Annotated in this window: 12 protein-coding genes and 1 pseudogene; 12 read left to right on the forward strand and 1 reads right to left on the reverse strand. The window is 67.1% G+C overall.

The genetic code is table 11. The annotated features are described in order from the left end of the window. The 12 genes and pseudogenes from EET13_RS02255 to eccE form a co-directional block, all read left to right on the forward strand. Positions 1–126 (forward strand): annotated as a pseudogene (locus tag EET13_RS02255) (WXG100 family type VII secretion target); the annotation flags it as partial. A 629-nt stretch (positions 127–755) separates the two neighbouring features. Beyond that, the gene (gene eccA / locus EET13_RS02260; RefSeq protein WP_211186326.1) at positions 756–2,609 is read left to right on the forward strand and encodes a type VII secretion AAA-ATPase EccA; all 1,854 of its coding nucleotides are present in this window, start codon (positions 756–758) and stop codon (positions 2,607–2,609) included. After that, positions 2,606–4,198: a type VII secretion protein EccB gene (gene eccB, locus EET13_RS02265; protein WP_122440767.1), complete on the forward strand. Its 1,593-nt coding sequence runs from the start codon at positions 2,606–2,608 to the stop codon at positions 4,196–4,198. The genes eccA and eccB overlap by 4 nt, the downstream gene beginning before the upstream one ends. Then, complete coding sequence (gene eccCa, locus EET13_RS02270) at positions 4,195–8,187, forward strand: type VII secretion protein EccCa (protein ID WP_122440768.1); 3,993 nt, start codon at positions 4,195–4,197, stop codon at positions 8,185–8,187. Before eccB ends, eccCa begins: the two co-directional genes overlap by 4 nt. After that, positions 8,184–8,492 carry a PE family protein gene (locus EET13_RS02275; RefSeq protein ID WP_122440769.1) on the forward strand — a complete coding sequence of 103 codons (309 nt, stop codon included), beginning with the start codon at positions 8,184–8,186 and terminating at the stop codon, positions 8,490–8,492. The genes eccCa and EET13_RS02275 overlap by 4 nt, the downstream gene beginning before the upstream one ends. Positions 8,493–8,494: 2 nt before the next feature. Next, positions 8,495–10,042 (forward strand): PPE family protein, encoded by a 1,548-nt coding sequence (locus EET13_RS02280; protein WP_122440770.1) that lies wholly within the window; start codon positions 8,495–8,497, stop codon positions 10,040–10,042. A 33-nt stretch (positions 10,043–10,075) separates the two neighbouring features. Beyond that, positions 10,076–10,369, forward strand: a complete 294-nt coding sequence (gene esxG / locus EET13_RS02285; RefSeq protein WP_122440771.1) for a type VII secretion system protein EsxG — start codon at positions 10,076–10,078, stop codon at positions 10,367–10,369. Between the two features lie 27 nt (positions 10,370–10,396). Continuing rightward, complete coding sequence (locus EET13_RS02290) at positions 10,397–10,687, forward strand: WXG100 family type VII secretion target (RefSeq protein WP_122440772.1); 291 nt, start codon at positions 10,397–10,399, stop codon at positions 10,685–10,687. A gap of 7 nt (positions 10,688–10,694) precedes the next feature. Then, on the forward strand, positions 10,695–11,600 hold the full coding sequence (locus EET13_RS02295) for an ESX secretion-associated protein EspG (protein WP_122440773.1): 906 nt from the start codon (positions 10,695–10,697) through the stop codon (positions 11,598–11,600). Positions 11,601–11,663: 63 nt separating this feature from the next. Then, the gene (eccD, locus tag EET13_RS02300) at positions 11,664–13,082 is read left to right on the forward strand and encodes a type VII secretion integral membrane protein EccD (protein WP_122440774.1); all 1,419 of its coding nucleotides are present in this window, start codon (positions 11,664–11,666) and stop codon (positions 13,080–13,082) included. Beyond that, positions 13,079–14,464: a type VII secretion-associated serine protease mycosin gene (gene mycP, locus EET13_RS02305; protein ID WP_122440775.1), complete on the forward strand. Its 1,386-nt coding sequence runs from the start codon at positions 13,079–13,081 to the stop codon at positions 14,462–14,464. Before eccD ends, mycP begins: the two co-directional genes overlap by 4 nt. Then, entirely contained in the window at positions 14,461–15,459 is a 999-nt protein-coding gene (gene eccE, locus EET13_RS02310; protein WP_122440776.1) for a type VII secretion protein EccE, read from the forward strand. The genes mycP and eccE overlap by 4 nt, the downstream gene beginning before the upstream one ends. Here the strand turns inward: eccE and EET13_RS02315 are convergent. Further along, entirely contained in the window at positions 15,446–16,657 is a 1,212-nt protein-coding gene (locus EET13_RS02315; protein WP_122440777.1) for an alpha/beta hydrolase family protein, read from the reverse strand. The two genes, eccE and EET13_RS02315, sit on opposite strands and share 14 nt — an antisense overlap. Positions 16,658–16,934: the final 277 nt, after the last annotated feature.

A 16,934-nucleotide genomic window follows, 5' to 3' on the forward strand; every position in this document is an offset into this window, starting at 1 on the left:
ACCCAGTGGAACCAGGCCATGGCGGACCTGATGCGGTCCTATCAGTCGATGGCGGCTACCCACGAATCCAACACGATGGCGATGCTGGCCCGCGACACCGCCGAGGCCGCCAAGTGGGGCGCCTGACCGAATGGAGTAGATGGTCGGCGCCGGCCAGAACCTTCACCAACTAGCCGCATTCCCAACTGACCGTCCGGACGCGTGCCGGGCCCGTGCCTCGATCCGCGTCATGTGGGTCCGGCCTTGGCCCGGCATTCGGGCCCGAGCCGGCGGCGGTAGACCGGAGGCGCTGGCCCGCAGGAGGGTCAGAACCGGTGGTAGTGGAGGGCTCGGCAAGACTTCCTGTCACGTTATCAATAGGAAATAGTTGACAATAGTTATAGTCTGTGAGATTTTTTTCCCAAATCAGGTGTGGTCGTCATTGGCGACACGACGCCGATCATTGGCCGGGTCGGGCCTACCCCGCCTTGGTAATGAAAATCATGTTCACTAAGCTGCATAGTGCTGGGTGAGCTCCAATGGTTCGAATGGGTTCCAACGGGAGACGCGCCAGGCATGGAGCCGCGAGCACTGGCCAACGCTACCAAGGCCTGCGCCCAAGGCGCTGGTCAGTGCCATAAGAAAGGCCACCATATGTTGAGGCAACCCGCCCGGAACCACCCTCGACAGGTTAGCTTATGCAATGCTAACTTCGGGAGGCCAGCTTCAGGCGGAAGTAACCAGTGGCGACCTTAGGTTCAGGAGACGGCGGGAGCGTGGAACGCAGTGATATCGGCATGCTCGCAACTCACTCCGTCGCATCCCGGACGAACGGCAAGGTAGACGCTGACGTCGTCAGCCGGTTCGCAACCTGCTGCCGGGCGCTGGGTATCGCGGTCTATGACCGGCGGCGACCGGCCGACCTGACTGCTGCCCGGTCAGGGTTCACCGCGCTCACCCGCATCGCCGGTGATCAGTGCGACGCGTGGACGGGGCTGGCCGCCGCCGGTGATCAGTCCATCGGCGTGCTGGAGGCCGTATCGCGCACCGCGGGCACCGCCGGCGTGTTGCAGCGCCACGTGGAACTGGCGACCAACGCCCTGGGGTTCCACTACGACACCGGGTTGTACTTGCGGTTCCGGGCCAACGGTCCGGACGATTTCCATCTCGCCTACGCGGCGGCACTGGCGACGGCAGGTGAATACGCGCAGGCGCACGAGTTGGTTGCCGGCATCACCGGGCGCCGCCCCGGCTGGCGCGAGGCCCGCTGGCTCATGGTCGTCATCAACTACCGTGCGGCGCGCTGGGCGGACGTCGTCAAGCTGCTGACCCCGATCGTCAACGATGCTGATCTCGATCAGACTTTTGCCCACGCCGCGAAGATCACCCTGGGCACCGCGCTGGCCCGGTTGGGCATGTTCGCCCCGGCGTTGTCGTATCTGGAGGAGCCCGAAGGGCCGGTCCCGGTCGCCGCCCTCGACGGCGCACTGGCCAAAGCCCTGGTGTTGCGCGCGCATGTCGACGAAGACTCGGCCAGTGAAGTACTGCAGGATCTCTACGCGGCCCACCCGGAGAACGAGCAGGTCGAGCAGGCCCTGTCGGATACCAGCTTCGGCATTGTGACCACCACCGCGGCCCGGATCGAGGCCCGCACGGACCCATGGGATCCCGAAACTGAGCCCAGCGCAGACGATTTCATTGATCCTGCGGCTCACGAGCGCAAGGCCGCGTTGCTCCACGAGGCCGAACGTCAGCTCGCCGAATTCATCGGTCTCGACGAGGTCAAAAACCAGGTGTCACGGCTCAAGAGCTCGGTGGCCATGGAATTGGTGCGCAAGCAGCGTGGGCTCACGGTGGCCCAACGCACACACCACCTGATCTTCGCCGGGCCGCCTGGGACTGGTAAGACGACGATTGCCCGCGTCGTCGCAAAAATCTATTGCGGCCTAGGCCTTTTGAAGCGAGAGAACATCAGGGAGGTGCACCGCGCCGACCTCATCGGGCAGCACATCGGGGAGACCGAGGCCAAGACCAACGCCATCATCGACAGCGCACTCGATGGGGTGCTGTTCCTCGACGAGGCCTATGCCCTGGTGGCCACCGGCGCTAAGAACGACTTCGGGCTGGTGGCGATCGACACCCTGCTGGCTCGCATGGAAAACGACCGCGACCGGCTGGTGGTGATCATCGCCGGGTACCGGGCCGACCTGGACAAGTTCCTCGACACCAACGAGGGTCTGCGGTCGCGGTTCACCCGCAGCATCGAATTCCCGTCGTACGCCTCGCACGAGCTCGTCGAGATCGCGCACAAGATGGCCGAGCAGCGCGACAGCATCTTCGAGCGATCGGCGCTCGACCACCTGGAGGCGTTGTTCGCCGGATTGGCAGCGGCCACCACCCCGGACTCCAACGGAATCATGCGCCGCAGCCTCGACATCGCGGGCAATGGACGGTTCGTGCGCAACATCGTTGAACGCGCGGAAGAAGAACGTGAATTCCGGCTTGACCACTCAGAGCACGCCGGAACCGGCGAGTTCAGCGACGAGGAGCTGATGACCATCACCGCCGAGGACGTGAACAGGTCCGTGGAGCCGCTGCTGCGCGGCCTGGGACTCTCGGTGCCGGCATGAGTAGCCCTGAACCAGAACGCCGTTCGTTTGCGTCGCGTACCCCGGTCAATCACAACCCCGACAAGGTCGTCTACCGCCGGGGTTTCGTCACTCGCCACCAGGTGACCGGGTGGCGGTTCGTGATGCGCCGCATCGCCTCGGGTATCGCCTTGCACGACACCCGCATGCTCGTCGACCCGCTGCGCACCCAGTCGCGCGCGGTGCTGATGGGGGCGCTGATCCTGATCACCGGGCTGGTCGGTTGCTTCGTGTTTTCGCTGATCCGGCCCAACGGCCAGGCGGGCAGCAGTCCGGTGCTGGCCGACCGCTCCACCGCCGCGCTGTATGTCCGCGTCGGCGACACGGTGCATCCGGTACTCAACCTGACGTCGGCTCGGCTGATCGTCGGCAAGCCGGTCAACCCCACGACCGTGAAAAGCTCTGAGCTGGACCGCTTTCCGCGTGGGAATCTGATCGGCATTCCGGGCGCCCCGGAGCGGATGGTGCAGAACACCACCCGAGACGCCAACTGGACGGTGTGCGACACCATCAGCGGGCAGGGCGGACATAGCGCCCACAGCGCCGCGGTCACGGTCATCGCGGGGCGACCGGACAGCGAGGGTGCCCGCGCGGCCACCCTCGGCTCCACCCAAGCCGTGCTGGTCACCTTCGCTGGTGATGGTGGCGCGGGCAGCTGGCTGCTGTGGGACGGCAAGCGCAGCCAACTGGACCTGGCCGACCACCCGGTCACCAGCGCGCTCGGTCTGGGCGCCGACGTGCCGGCGCCGCGGCCGATCGCATTGGGGTTGTTCAACGCCATTCCCGAAGCGCCGCCACTGACCGCGCCGGTTATTCCGAACGCCGGCGGCCAGCCGGCCTTCGCGGTCCCCGCACCCATCGGCGCGGTGGTCGATGCTTTGGCCATCAACGCCGCCGCCAATGCCGAAACCTCGCAGTACTATGCGGTGCTGCCGGACGGTCTACAGCCGATCTCACCGGTGCTGGCCGCGATCCTGCGCAACACCAATTCCTATGGTTTGCAGCAGCCGCCGCGCCTCGACGCCGACGAGGTGGCCAAGCTGCCCGTCTCCCGAATGCTGGATACCACGCGTTATCCCGCACAGCCGCTCAGCCTGGTCGACGTCGCGCGCAGTCCCGTCACCTGCGCGTACTGGAGTAAGCCGGCCGGGGCGGCCACCAGTTCGCTGAGCTTGCTCAGCGGCGCGGCGCTGCCGGTGCCCGACGCGGTGCGCACCGTCGATCTGGTCGGGGGCGGCGGTTCAACAGCCACCCAGGTCGCGCTGGCGCCCGGCACCGGCTATTTCACCCAGAGCGTGGGTGGTGGCGCGGCTGCCCCGGCGACCGGGTCGTTGTTCTGGGTCTCCGATACCGGGGTGCGCTACGGCGTCGACACCGAAGGCGAAGGCGGACGCAAAACCGTTGAGGCTCTTGGCCTGCAGCCACCGCCGCTGACCATCCCGTGGTCGATGCTATCGCTGTTTGCGCCCGGGCCGACGCTGTCACGGACCGACGCATTGTTGGCTCACGACACCCTGCCACCGGACACCAAGCCCGGACCTGCGGTGTCGGCCGATGGAGGAACCCGATGAGCAGGCTGATCTTCGAGGCTCGCCGGCGGCTGACTCCGCCGACGTCCCGTAAGGGCACCATCACCATCGAGGCGCCACCCCAGTTACCCCGGGTCATTCCGCCGTCGCTGTTTCGGCGCGCGATGCCCTACCTGATGGGGATCCTGATCGTCGGCATGATCGTCGCCATGGTCGCGACCGGGATGCGGCTGATTTCTCCACAGACTCTGTTCTTTCCGTTCGTGATGCTGCTAGCGGCCACCTCACTTTTTCGCGGCAACGACAACAAGATGCGCACTGAGGAAGTCGACGCCGAGCGGGCCGACTACCTGCGTTATCTGTCGGTGGTTCGCGACAACATCCGGGCGCAGGCCGCCGAACAGCGCGCGGCCGCGCAGTGGTCCCATCCGGAACCGCAAGCCCTGACTTCGGTGCCCGGATCCCGCCGCCAGTGGGAGCGCGACCCGCACGACCCGGACTTCCTGGTGCTGCGGGCCGGACGGCACTCCGCGCCCCTGGCTACCACCCTGCGGGTCAACGACACTGCCGACGAAGTTGACTTGGAACCGGTGTCGCACAGCGCATTACGTAGCCTACTCGACACGCAGCGCACCGTCCGCGATGTTCCGACGGGGATCGACCTGACCAAGGTTTCGCGGATCACGGTGCTCGGCGACCGTGATGAGGTGCGTGCCGCGCTGCGAGCGTGGCTGGCTCAGGCGGTCACCTGGCACGACCCGACGGTGCTCGGGGTGGCGCTGGCCAGCCCCGATCTGGAGAGCTGCGACTGGTCCTGGCTGAAGTGGTTGCCGCACGTCGACATTCCCGGGCAGGTCGACGGCGTGGGCCCGGCCCGCTATCTGGTCACCGACGCCGACGAGCTGGTCCAAGTCCTGGGCCCGACCCTGCTGGACCGTCCAGCGTTCACCGGTGCGGCAGCTGATGCATTGCGGCACTTGGTCATCGTCGTCGACGATCCCGAGTACGATGTGGCCGCGTCAGCATTGGCGATGGGCCGCGCGGGGGTGACCGTCGTGCACTATTCGGCCACGGCGCCACACCGCGAACAGTATTCCGATCCGGAACAACCGATCCTGCAGCTGACTGACGGTGCCATCCAACGGTGGTTGACCGGCGGCTGGCAGCCCTATATCGACACCGCGGACGAGTTGGGGGCCGAGGAGGCTGCCCACCTGGCCCGCCGGCTGTCCCGTTGGGACTCCAACCCGACGCACGTAGGGCTGCGCTCCGCGGCCACGCGGGGCGCGAGTTTCACCACGCTGCTGGGAATTCCGGACGCGTCGCGGCTGGACGTACCGGCGCTGTGGGCACCGCGCCGACGTGACGACGAGTTGCGAGTGCCGATCGGCGTCACTGCCACCGGCGAGCCGCTGATGTTCGACCTCAAGGACGAAGCCGAAGGCGGAATGGGTCCGCACGGGCTGATGATCGGCATGACCGGTTCGGGCAAATCGCAGACCCTGATGTCGATCCTGTTGGCGCTGTTGACGACTCACTCCGCGGACCGGCTGATCGTCATTTACGCCGACTTCAAGGGTGAGGCCGGTGCGGACAGCTTCCGAAATTTCCCGCAGGTTGTCGCGGTGATCTCGAACATGGCCGAGAAGAAGTCGCTGGCCGACCGGTTTGCCGACACGCTGCGTGGGGAGGTGGCCCGGCGGGAAATGCTGCTGCGCGAGGCGGGCCGTCGCGTGCAGGGCAGTGCGTTCAACTCCGTGCTCGAGTACGAGAACGCTCGAGAATCCGGAGCGCCCGGCACATTCGATTTAGCGCCGATCCCAACGCTGTTCGTCGTAGCCGACGAGTTCACCTTGATGCTGGCCGATCATCCGGAATACGCCGAGCTGTTCGACTACGTGGCTCGCAAAGGCCGGTCGTTCCGTATCCACATCCTGTTCGCGTCCCAGACGCTGGATGTCGGCAAGATCAAGGACATCGATAAGAACACCTCCTACCGGATCGGGCTGAAAGTGGCCAGCCCCAGCGTTTCCCGCCAGATCATCGGTGTCGAGGACGCCTACCATATCGAGTCCGGCAAAGAACACAAAGGCATCGGCTTCTTGGTGCCCGCGCCCGGAGCCACCCCGATCAAGTTCCGCAGCACCTACGTCGACGGTATCTACGAACCGCCGCGTGCTACCAAAGCACAAGTGGTGCAATCCATCCCAGAGCCCAAGATCTTCACCGCCGCGGCCGTGGAGGCGGACCCGGACACCGTGATCGCCACCGCCGAAGCCGAGGAACCGGTCGGACCACCGCGCAAGCTGATCGCAACCATCGGCGAACAACTCGCCCGCTGCGGGCCCCAAGCGCCCCAGCTGTGGCTGCCGCCGCTGGACGAATCGATTCCCCTCACCACGCTGCTTTCCCGGGCCGGGGTGTCGCCTCAGCAGTGGCGTTGGCCGCTCGGTGAGATCGACAAGCCCTTCGAGATGCGCCGCGATCCGCTGGTGTTCGACGCTCGGTCGTCGGCTGGCAACATGGTGATCCATGGGGGTCCGAAGTCCGGCAAATCGACTGCACTGCAGACGTTCATGCTCTCGGCCGCCAGCCTGCATTCGCCGCGTGAGGTGACGTTCTACTGCCTGGATTACGGTGGCGGGCAACTGCGCGCGCTGGAGGGCCTGGCCCATGTCGGCAGCGTCGCGTCGGCGCTGGAGGCCGAACGCATCCGTCGTACCTTCGGTGAGCTGGAGCAGCTGCTGCTGTCCCGCCAACAGCGTGAGATGTTCCGCAACCGCGGCGGCAACGGGTCGGCCCCCGACGACGGCTACGGCGAGGTGTTCCTGGTCATCGACAACCTCTATGCGTTCGGCCGCGACAACATTGACCAGTTCAACACGCGAAACCCGTTGCTGGCCAAGGTGACCGAGCTGGTCAACGTGGGGCTGGCGTACGGCATCCACGTGATCATCACCACCCCGAGCTGGCTGGAGGTACCGCTGGCCATGCGCGACGGCCTGGGGCTGCGCCTGGAGCTGAAGCTGCATGACGCGCGCGACAGCAATGTGCGCGTGGTCGGCGCGCTGCGCCGCCCGGCCGACGCGGTGCCGGCCGACCAGCCGGGCCGCGGATTGACCATGGCTGCCGAGCATTTCCTGTTCGCCGCTCCGCAACCGGAACAGATTGCCGCGATCAACGCCCGCTACCCGGGCGTTACCGCCCCGCCGGTGCGGTTGCTGCCCACCAACCTGGCTCCCGAAGCGCTCGGCGGACTGTATCGGGGGCCGGATCAGGTTGTCATCGGCCAGCGCGAGGAAGACCTGGCGCCGGTGCTGCTCGACCTGGCCGCCAACCCGCTGCTGATGGTGTTCGGCGACAGCAAGTCCGGGAAGACCACCCTGCTGCGCCACCTCATCCGCACCGTCCGGGAGCACTCCACGGCCGACGAGGTGGCCTTCACCGTGCTGGACCGCCGGCTGCACCTGGTCGACGAGCCGCTGTTCCCCGACAACGAGTACACGGCCAACATCGACCGGATCATCCCGGCGATGCTGGGGCTGGCCAACCTCATCGAGTCGCGCCGGCCACCGGCCGGGCTGTCGCCCGCCGAGCTGGCCCGCTGGACTTACCACGGCCACACCCACTACCTCGTCATCGACGACGTCGATCAGATCCCGGATACGGCGGCCATGACGGGTCCCTACATAGGCCAGCGGCCCTGGACCCCGCTGATCGGTCTGCTCGGCCAGGCAAGCGATTTGGGGTTGCGGGTGATCGTCACGGCGCGGGCGTCGGGATCCGGTCACGCGCTGATGACCAGCCAGCTCCTGCGGCGGTTCAACGACCTGCAGGCGACCACCGTCATGCTCTCGGGCAATCCGGCCGACAGCGGCAAGATCCGAGGTCAGCGATTCGACCGGATGCCGCCCGGACGCGCGGTGTTGTTGAGCGACAGCGAATCTCCGACCTACATGCAGTTGGTCAACCCGCTCGCCGGGGAGGCCGCGACAGTTGGTGAAACGCAACAGAAGGGGAGTCAGTCATGACGTTGCGAGTGGTTCCGGAAGGACTGGCCGCAGCCAGCGCGGCAGTGGGAGCGCTGACGGCGCGGTTGGCGGCCGCGCACGCGGCTGCCGCCCCGGCCATCACGGTGGTGACGCCGCCGGCGGCGGACCCGGTGTCGCTGGAGACTGCCGCCGGCTTCAGCGTCCAGGGGCAGGAGCATGCCGTCGTCGCCGCAGAAGGCGTCGAAGAGCTGGGACGTGCGGGTGTCGGGGTGGGCGAATCCGGCGCAAGCTATCTCGCCGGTGATGCGGTGGCCGCGGCTACCTACGGGATCGCAGGCGCCTGAACATGGTTGCGCCCCTGGGGCCTATCTGGATTGCGTCGCCGCCCGAAGTGCATTCGGCGTTGCTGAGCAATGGCCCCGGTCCGGCATCGCTACTGGCGGCCGCGACCGCCTGGAACACGCTCAGCACCGAATACGCCGCGGCTGCAATGGAACTCAGCGACATCCTGGGGGCGGTGCAAGCGGGAGCGTGGCAGGGGTCCACTGCGCAGCGATATGTCACCGCACATCTGCCCTATGTGACGTGGCTGATGCAGGCCAGCGCCGACAGCGCGGCGATCGCAGCCCAGCACGAGGCGGTCGCGGCCGCCTACACGGCCGCCTTGGCGGCCATGCCGACGCTGGTGGAGCTGGCCGCCAACCACGTCATTCACGGCATCCTGGTGGCGACCAATTTCTTTGGCATCAATACCATTCCGATCGCGCTGAATGAGGCCGACTACATGCGCATGTGGGTCCAGGCTGCCGCGACCATGGGCCTCTATCAGGCGGCCGCGGGTAGCGCGCTGGTGTCGCTCCCGCCGCCCGCTCCAGCGCCGGCAGTGGTAAACCCCGGCGGTGAACCGGCCGCGGCGGTGGTGGCCAACGCGGCTCAGGCGCAAGCGGTCGCGTTCAACCCCTGGCAGTTCCTCTGGCAGTTGCTCCAGGATCTGTGGAATGCGTACACCGGGTTTTACGGCTGGATGCTCGAAGAGGTCGCGACATTCCTGCAAGATCCCATCGGCAACTCGATAAAGATCATCATCGCCTTCCTCACCAACCCGGTGGCGGCGTTGATCACCTACGGCCCAATGTTGTTCGCGCTGGGTTACCAGTTTTTCTTCAATCTGGTCGGCTGGCCCTTCTGGGGCATGGTGTTGAGTTCGCCGTTGCTGGTGCCGGCCGGGTTCAGCCTGGGTCTGAGCGCGATAGCGTTCGCGGCGCTGGTTCCTGCCGAGATCGCGGTAGCCCCAGCCGTGGGAGCACCCCTGGCCGTCGTTGCCGCGGCTGCGTCCGTATGGCCGGCCGTCAGTCTCGCGTCAACGGCTGGCGGCGTCGCTGGGGCTCCGGCACCGACGGCCGGAGCGGCTACTTCGGCCGGCGCCGCGCCGGCCGCGGCCGCCCCGGCTCCCGCAAGTATTGCGTATATGGTTGGCGCCATTGATGATTGGGGACCCAGCTCGGGTCCTACTGTGGGTGGTCGAGGCAGCATCAAGGCGCCGTCGGCCACCATCCCGGCGGCCGGTGTGGCTGCCGCAACCAGCGCGGCGACCCGCGCGCGACGCCGCCGGCGGCGCGAATTGCGGGACTATGGCGATGAATTCCTCGACATGGACTCCGGCGCCGCGCTCCCTCCGCTGGCAACCGAGGAGCCGCCGCAGTCCTCCGAACGCGGCGCAGGGCAGCTCGGGTTCGCCGGCACCGCAGCCAAAGAGGCCGCCCTGCAGGCAGTCGGTTTGGCCGCGCTCGGCGGTGACGAGTTCGGCGCCGGTCCGCGGATGCCGATGGTGCCGAGTAGCTGGGATGGTCAGCAGAAGGGGGGAGACGACGCTTCACGCCACGACAGTGAGTAACCGCAATCCGAATCGCGAGAGAAAGAGGTTGTTATGAGTCTTCTGGACGCCCACATTCCGCAGTTGGTGGCCTCCCAGTCGGCGTTTGGTGCCAAGGCGGCGTTGATGCGGCACACGATAGGTCAGGCCGAGCAGGCGGCGATGTCGGCGCAGGCGTTTCACCAAGGCGAATCCGCCGCCGCATTTCAGGCCGCGCATGCCCGGTTTGTGGAGGCAGCGGCGCGGGTCAACGCTTTGCTGGATATCGCCCAGGCTAACCTCGGCGATGCCGCCGGCACCTACGTGGCGGCAGATTCCGCGGCTGCTTCCAGCTACACGGCGTTCTGAGCCCACAGTTAACCGAAAGGATTTGTGATGTCACAGATCATGTACAACTACCCGGCGATGCTGGCGCACGCCGGGGACATGTCGGGATATGCCGGCACCATGCAGGGGCTGGGCGCCGATATCGCCACCGAACAGTCCGCACTGTCCAACGCCTGGCAAGGTGACACCGGGTTGACGTATCAGGCGTGGCAGCAGCAGTGGAACCAGGCCATGGCCGACCTGGTGCGCGCCTACCAGTCGATGTCCGGCACGCACGAAGCCAACACGACGGCGATGATGGCCCGCGACCTGGCCGAAGCCGCGAAGTGGGGCGGCTAGCGCCTCGATGGTTTCACAGCTCGCAGAACCCTCGGAGCCGAATGCCGTTGAGCTGACGGTGGACAACGCGTGGTTCATCGCCGAAAGTGTCGGGGCCGGCAGCTTCCCATGGGTCCTGGCCATCACCCCGCCTTATTCCGATGCCGCGCAACGAAATGCGTTCTCCGACCGGCAGAAGGACGAGCTGACGGGGCTGGGCCTGATGTCGCCGGACGGTACCGTCAACGCCGCGGTAGCCGACTGGATCAAGGTGGTGTGCTTTCCCGACCGCTGGCTGGACCTACGTTATGTGGGCCCCGCCTCGGCTGAGGGAACAGACGAGTTACTGCGTGGCTTTGTCGCCCGGCGCATCGGCGCCGGCGGCAAGACCGCACGGAAATTCAATACCGTCGTCGCGCTGCGCAGCGCTCAGCTGATCACCTTCACGGCTATGGATATCGATGACCCGCGGGCGCTGGTGCCGGTGCTCGGTGTCGGGCTGTCGCAGCGGGCGCCGGCCCGGTTCGAGGAATTCAGTATGCCCATGCGGGTCGGCGCACGCGCCGACGAGCGGCTGCGCTCCGGCGCCCCACTCGATGAAGTCCTTGACTACCTGGGGATCCCGGCTTCGGCGCGGCCGGTGGTGGAGGCCGTGTTCTCCGGCCCGCGCAGCTACGTCGAGATCGTCGCCGGCTGTAATCGGGATGGCCAGCACACCACCACCGAGGTCGGTTTGAGCATCGTCGACACCATCGAGGGCCGCGTGTTGGTCAGTCCATCGCGAGCCTTCGACGGTGAGTGGGTCTCGACCTTCAGTCCGGGCACACCGTTCGCGACTGCCGTCGCGATCGAACAACTCATCGCCAACCTGCCGGAGGGTCAATGGTTCTCCGGCCAGCGGTTGTCCCGCGACTTCTCCGGACAACCCACGTAACCGAAATCAGAAAGTGAGTACGATGTCCCCGCAACGGCCCCAACACAATTGGACGGTCCGCTGATGACGGGCACCGTCATGCCGATCGTCCGCGTCGCCATCCTCGCCGACAGCCGGTTGACGGAGATGGCGCTGCCCGCGGAGCTGCCGCTGCGCGAAATTCTGCCTGCGGTACAGCGTTTGGTCATACCCGCCGGGGAGAACGGCGATGGCGGGGAAGCCGGTCTGGGTGTGGCTCCGCACCTAAGTCTGGCGCCGATCGGCGGCGCACCGTTCAGCCTGGATGCCAGCTTGGACACCGTCGGGGTCGTTGACGGTGACCTGCTCGCATTGCAGCCGGTACCTACCGGTCCGGCCGCCCCGGGAATCGTCGAGGACATCGCCGACGCCGCCATGATCTTCTCGAGTTCGCGGCTAAGCCCCTGGGGGCCAAAGCATATTCAACGCGGGGCGCTGGCCGCGGTGATCGGTCTGGCGCTGGTGGCAACCGGGCTGGCGATCAGCTACCGGGTGGCGACTGGCGCCTTGGCCGGCCTGGTCACGGTCAGCGGGATCGCGGCGGTCCTGGCGGTGGCCGGCTTGCTGGTCACGGCTCGGTCGCCACGAACGGGCACGGCCATGTCGATTGCGGCGCTGGTGCCCATCGCCGGGGCGCTGGCCCTGGCGGTGCCCGGAAGATTCGGGCCGGCCGCGCTGCTGCTGGCTGCTGCGGGTGTCACCGCGTGGTCGCTGATCTGCCTGATGGTGCCCAGCGCCCAACGTGAGCGCACCGTCGCCTTCTTCACCGCGGTAGCGGTGACCGCGACCGGAGTATGGCTGGCCGCCGGTGCCGAACTGCTGTGGCAGCTGCCGTTGCGCAGCATTGGCTGCGGGCTGATCGTGGCCGCCCTGCTGATCACCATTCAGGCGGCCCAGCTGTCGGCACTGTGGGCACGTTTTCCGTTGCCGGTCATCCCGGCGCCGGGGGACCCCACACCATCGGCGCCGTCGTTGCGGATGCTCGAAGACCTACCGCGGCGGGTGCGCATCAGTGACGCCCATCAAAACGGTTTCATCGCCGCGGCCGTGCTGCTGAGCGTCCTGGGATCGGTAGCCATCGCGATGCGTCCCGAAGCCGTCGGTGGCGTGGGCTGGTACGTGGTGGCGGCGACAGCGGCCGCGACCGCGCTGCGCGCCCGGGTATGGGATTCGGCCGCCTGCAAGGCTTGGTTGCTGGCCCAGCCGCATCTGGTGGCGGGAATCCTGTTGGTGCTCTACACCGCGACCGGGCGCTATGTCGCCGCCTTCGGCGCGCTGGTGGTGCTCGCCGTACTGGTGCTGGCCTGGATCGTCGTTGCGCTCAACCCGGACATAGCCTCGCCGGACAGCTACTCCCTGCCGCTGCGGCGCCTGCTGGGCTTTGTCGCGGCCGGCCTGGACGTTTCGCTCATCCCGGTGATGGCATACCTGGTCGGCCTGTTCACCTGGATCCTCAATCGATGACCCGTGCCGCCGGATTAGGTTGCTGCGCAGCTATTTTGGCTGTTGTGGTGGCCACCGCTCCGCCGGCGTCGGCGATCGCGCCCCCGGTTGTCGACGCCACCGTGGATCCGCCCAGCGGTACCCCGGGGCCCGTGCAGACGATGGAGCAACGCGGCGCCTGCACCGTTTCGGGGCTTATCGCCGGTACCGACGTCAGCGTCCCGGCGCCCAGCCAAGCGGTGCTGAATCTGCCTGCAGCATGGCAGTTCTCGCGCGGCGAGGGGCAGCTGGTCGCCATCCTCGACACCGGGGTCCAGCCGGGGCCGCGGCTGCCGAACGTAGACGGTGGTGGCGACTTCGTGGATACCACCGACGGCCTGACCGACTGTGACGGGCACGGCACTCTGGTGGCCGGGATCGTCGCCGGTCAGCCCAGCGACGACGGCTTCGCGGGGGTGGCTCCGGCGGCGCGATTGCTGTCCATCAGGGTGACCTCGGCCAAGTTCTCGCCAAAGTCCTCAGGTGGCGACCCCACGCTGGCGCGGGCCGCCCTCGACGTGGACACGCTGTCCCGCGCTATCGTGCATGCGGCCGACCTCGGCGCCCGGGTGATCAACATTTCCGCGGTGACCTGCCTGCCCGCCGACCGGACGGTCGACCAGTCCGCGCTGGGCGCGGCGATCCGCTATGCGGCCGTGGACAAGGACGTGGTGATCGTGGCCGCCGCAGGCAATAGCGGCGGTGCCGGTTCGATCACCGGCGGGACCTGCGATTCGAATCCGTTGACCGACCTGAGCCGTCCGGACGATCCGCGGAACTGGGCGGGCGTGACGTCGGTGTCCATCCCGTCGTGGTGGCAGCCTTACGTGTTGTCGGTGGCGTCCCTGACGCCGGACGGGCAGCCGTCGAAGTTCACCATGGCCGGGCCGTGGGTGGGCATCGCCGCACCCGGGGAAAACATTTTGTCGGTGAGCAACAGCGACGCCGGCGGCCTGGCCAACGGCCTTCCCAACGACCGCCAGCAGCTAATGCCGCTCAGCGGCACCAGCTATGCGGCCGGCTACGTCTCCGGTGTCGCCGCGTTGGTCCGCAGTAAGTATCCCGGCCTGAACGCGGGCGAGGTGGTACGCCGCATCACCGCCACCGCGCACAACGGCGCCCGCGCCCCGTCCAACATTGTCGGCGCCGGCGGCATCGATCCGGTGGCGGCGCTGACCTGGCAACTGTCCCCCCCACCGTCAGCGGTACCGGCGAAACCGGTTGCGGTGCCGCCGGCACCCAAGCCGAAGGACACCACACCGCGCAACGTCGCATTCGCCGGAGCCGCAGCGCTGGCGTTGCTGGTCGGCATCGTCGCGGCAGCTGTGGCGACGGCGCGTCGACGAAAGGAGCCGATCCTTTGAGCCCCAACTCGATTCCGCGACCCGGAAGGGGGCGGATCGCCCTGGCGCTGCTTGCGGTGGTGCCCGCGGTGATGGCATATCCCTGGCACTCGACCGTTGACTACTGGCTGATCGGGATCGCCTCCGGCGTGGTGATCGTCCTGTTCGGCTGGTGGCGCGGACTGCACTTCACCACGATCGTGCGTCGCCGCCTGGCGATGATGCGGCGGCGGAAGGCGGACACCGATCCCGGAACCGACGTGCGCACCACGGCGCTGCTGCGCGTCGGTTCGCCGGCAGCCGGACTTGAGGTGCTACCGCTGCCGTTGCTAGCCGGGTACCTGAACCGTTACGGCATCCGCGCCGACACCGTCCGAATCACCGCGCGCGCCAACGCAGCCGGCGATCAGGAGGTGTGGATTGGGCTGACGGTGTCGGCCGCCGCCAACCTGGCAGCGCTGCAGGCCCGGTCGCCGCAAATCCCGTTGCAGGAGACCGCCGAGGTCGCCGCCCGCCGGCTCGCCGACCACCTTCGCGAAATCGGTTGGGACGTCACCATGGTCGGGCGCGACGACATGCCGCGGCTGTTGGCCCGGGCCGCGCGCGAAACCTGGCGGTGCATGCGTCACGGCGACTCCGATTGCCTTGCCGCTTACCGGGTCAGCGTGGAGGCTGCATTGCCCGAAACATTGGCCGCGATTTGGTCACGCCCGTCTCTTGAGACCTGGGCCGCGCTGGAGATCGGCGCCGCCGGCCGCCGCGGCGGCCAGTCCACGGTCGCCGTCGCGTGCGCGTTTCGCACCGATACGCGCCCCGACGGCGCGGCGCCGCTGGCCGGCCTGACGCTGCAACGCGGCAGCCAGTGGTCGGCGCTGACGGCATTGGAACCGTCGTCCACCCGGCGACTCGATGGACACGCCGCCGCGCCCGACGCTCTGCTGGAGGGACTGGTGTGGCCCACCCCGTCGGCTTGGGCAGACCACCCCTCGCACCACGAAGTCGTTAGTCAAACATGAAGTTGCGCAGGAACAGCGTCATCCGTCGCAGATAATCCAACTGGCTCACATGCATGACGTGACTGCCAGGAAACCAGTGCAGCGCGCAGTGATCCCAATGTTCCCACAGTGTTACGGCATGCTCGGGTGGCGCCATCCGGTCGCCGAGGCCGGTGATGATCATCCGGCGCTGCTTGGGCAGCAGCGGCCGATAGTTCAGTGGGCCGTGGTAGGCGAGGCCGGCGTTCAACTCGTCGCGACTGATGCGCGACAGGCACAGACCCAGCCGGACCAGCCTGCTGGCCGGAAACCATTCGTCGAACAGTTTGCCGGGGCTGACCACCGGACAGTTGGGGATGACCGCCTCGAGCCGGTTCTCCACCGATGCCACCAGCGCGGATGTGTAGCCGCCCAGCGATATTCCGGTCAGTGCGATTCGCTCGACGCCGGTGGTGCGCAGGTAATCCACGATGGAGCGAAAGTCGTACACCGCCTGTGCCATCGCCTCGGCGAAGCCGCTCAAACCGCCGGCAAAGAACCCGAAACCGCTGAACGGCGAAAGCTTTTCAGCTCGCTTGCCGTGAAAGGGCAAGGTGTACAACAGAACGTCGTAACCGGACCGGTAATACCACGGCAATGAGAAGAACAGGCCGTTGAGCAAGTATGACGAACCCATGAAACCGTGGATGACACACAGCGTGGGGCGCGGCCCGTCGTCATGGCGCCAATGCTGTGCACGCACCACGTTGTTGGCGGTCAAGCCGCTCCACTGCTTGCGCATGATGGGGTTGACCGCCCGGAAGCCGCTGGCGAACGAGATATCGTCGACGGTGCCGCGCGCGATCCACTCAGCGAGCGGGCTTGCGCGCCGTGACGAAATCCTGGGCGGGTCGGTCGGCGCCGGAAAGGACTTCGCGGGATCATGTTCGGCGGCGAGTTCGGCGTAGAAATTCAAGTTGCTGCGTTCGCTGCCGGAATTGACCCGCAGCAACGCGGTTGCGACGACGGCCGGTGCCACCGTCGTCGACAGCACTGACGACGCCGCGGTACGCAGCGCGATATCGCCGAGCGCAGACGAGTCGACGACGATGCGTTGCCGCAGCGAGAGGACAGAGCGTGGCGGTAACCCTTCGGCCCCGGCGTCAGCCCCCGGTACGTCGGGAATCGGGACCGGCGGATCGATGGGATCCGCTTCAGAGGTCTCCGAGAACTCCGGCATCCCGTCGATGGTATCTCGCCGATACCGCGGGGCGCCGTCGGATTCAACAGTATCGTCAATTTCTGTGGCGACGCGGTGCGCTTGCGGACCCCACGGGTAATAGGTTTGTTCCATGACACCCGACGGGCGATGGTGTTGATCAGGAAGGAATCTCAATGAAGTTGTCAAGCCGCCGCGGCGTTAGGCGCGGTGGGTTGGTAGGCCCGGTGGTCGCGCAGCATGGCCTACAGGATGTGGGGGCGTGGGCGGGCCACGGCGGGGACGGCTTGGGTGTGGG

Source organism: Mycobacterium attenuatum, from assembly GCF_900566085.1.
In the GTDB taxonomy this organism is placed as follows: domain Bacteria; phylum Actinomycetota; class Actinomycetes; order Mycobacteriales; family Mycobacteriaceae; genus Mycobacterium; species Mycobacterium attenuatum.

What these genes read in the sequence shown, in the direction of transcription:
- eccB (WP_122440767.1), top strand. Translation starts at nt 2,606, where the DNA reads ATGAGTAGCCCTGAACCAGAACGCCGTTCGTTTGCGTCGCGTACCCCG.
- eccCa (WP_122440768.1), top strand. Translation starts at nt 4,195, where the DNA reads ATGAGCAGGCTGATCTTCGAGGCTCGCCGGCGGCTGACTCCGCCGACG.
- EET13_RS02275 (WP_122440769.1), top strand. Translation starts at nt 8,184, where the DNA reads ATGACGTTGCGAGTGGTTCCGGAAGGACTGGCCGCAGCCAGCGCGGCA.
- EET13_RS02280 (WP_122440770.1), top strand. Translation starts at nt 8,495, where the DNA reads ATGGTTGCGCCCCTGGGGCCTATCTGGATTGCGTCGCCGCCCGAAGTG.
- esxG (WP_122440771.1), top strand. Translation starts at nt 10,076, where the DNA reads ATGAGTCTTCTGGACGCCCACATTCCGCAGTTGGTGGCCTCCCAGTCG.
- EET13_RS02290 (WP_122440772.1), top strand. Translation starts at nt 10,397, where the DNA reads ATGTCACAGATCATGTACAACTACCCGGCGATGCTGGCGCACGCCGGG.
- EET13_RS02295 (WP_122440773.1), top strand. Translation starts at nt 10,695, where the DNA reads ATGGTTTCACAGCTCGCAGAACCCTCGGAGCCGAATGCCGTTGAGCTG.
- eccD (WP_122440774.1), top strand. Translation starts at nt 11,664, where the DNA reads ATGACGGGCACCGTCATGCCGATCGTCCGCGTCGCCATCCTCGCCGAC.
- mycP (WP_122440775.1), top strand. Translation starts at nt 13,079, where the DNA reads ATGACCCGTGCCGCCGGATTAGGTTGCTGCGCAGCTATTTTGGCTGTT.
- EET13_RS02315 (WP_122440777.1), bottom strand. Translation starts at nt 16,657, where the DNA reads ATGCCGGAGTTCTCGGAGACCTCTGAAGCGGATCCCATCGATCCGCCG.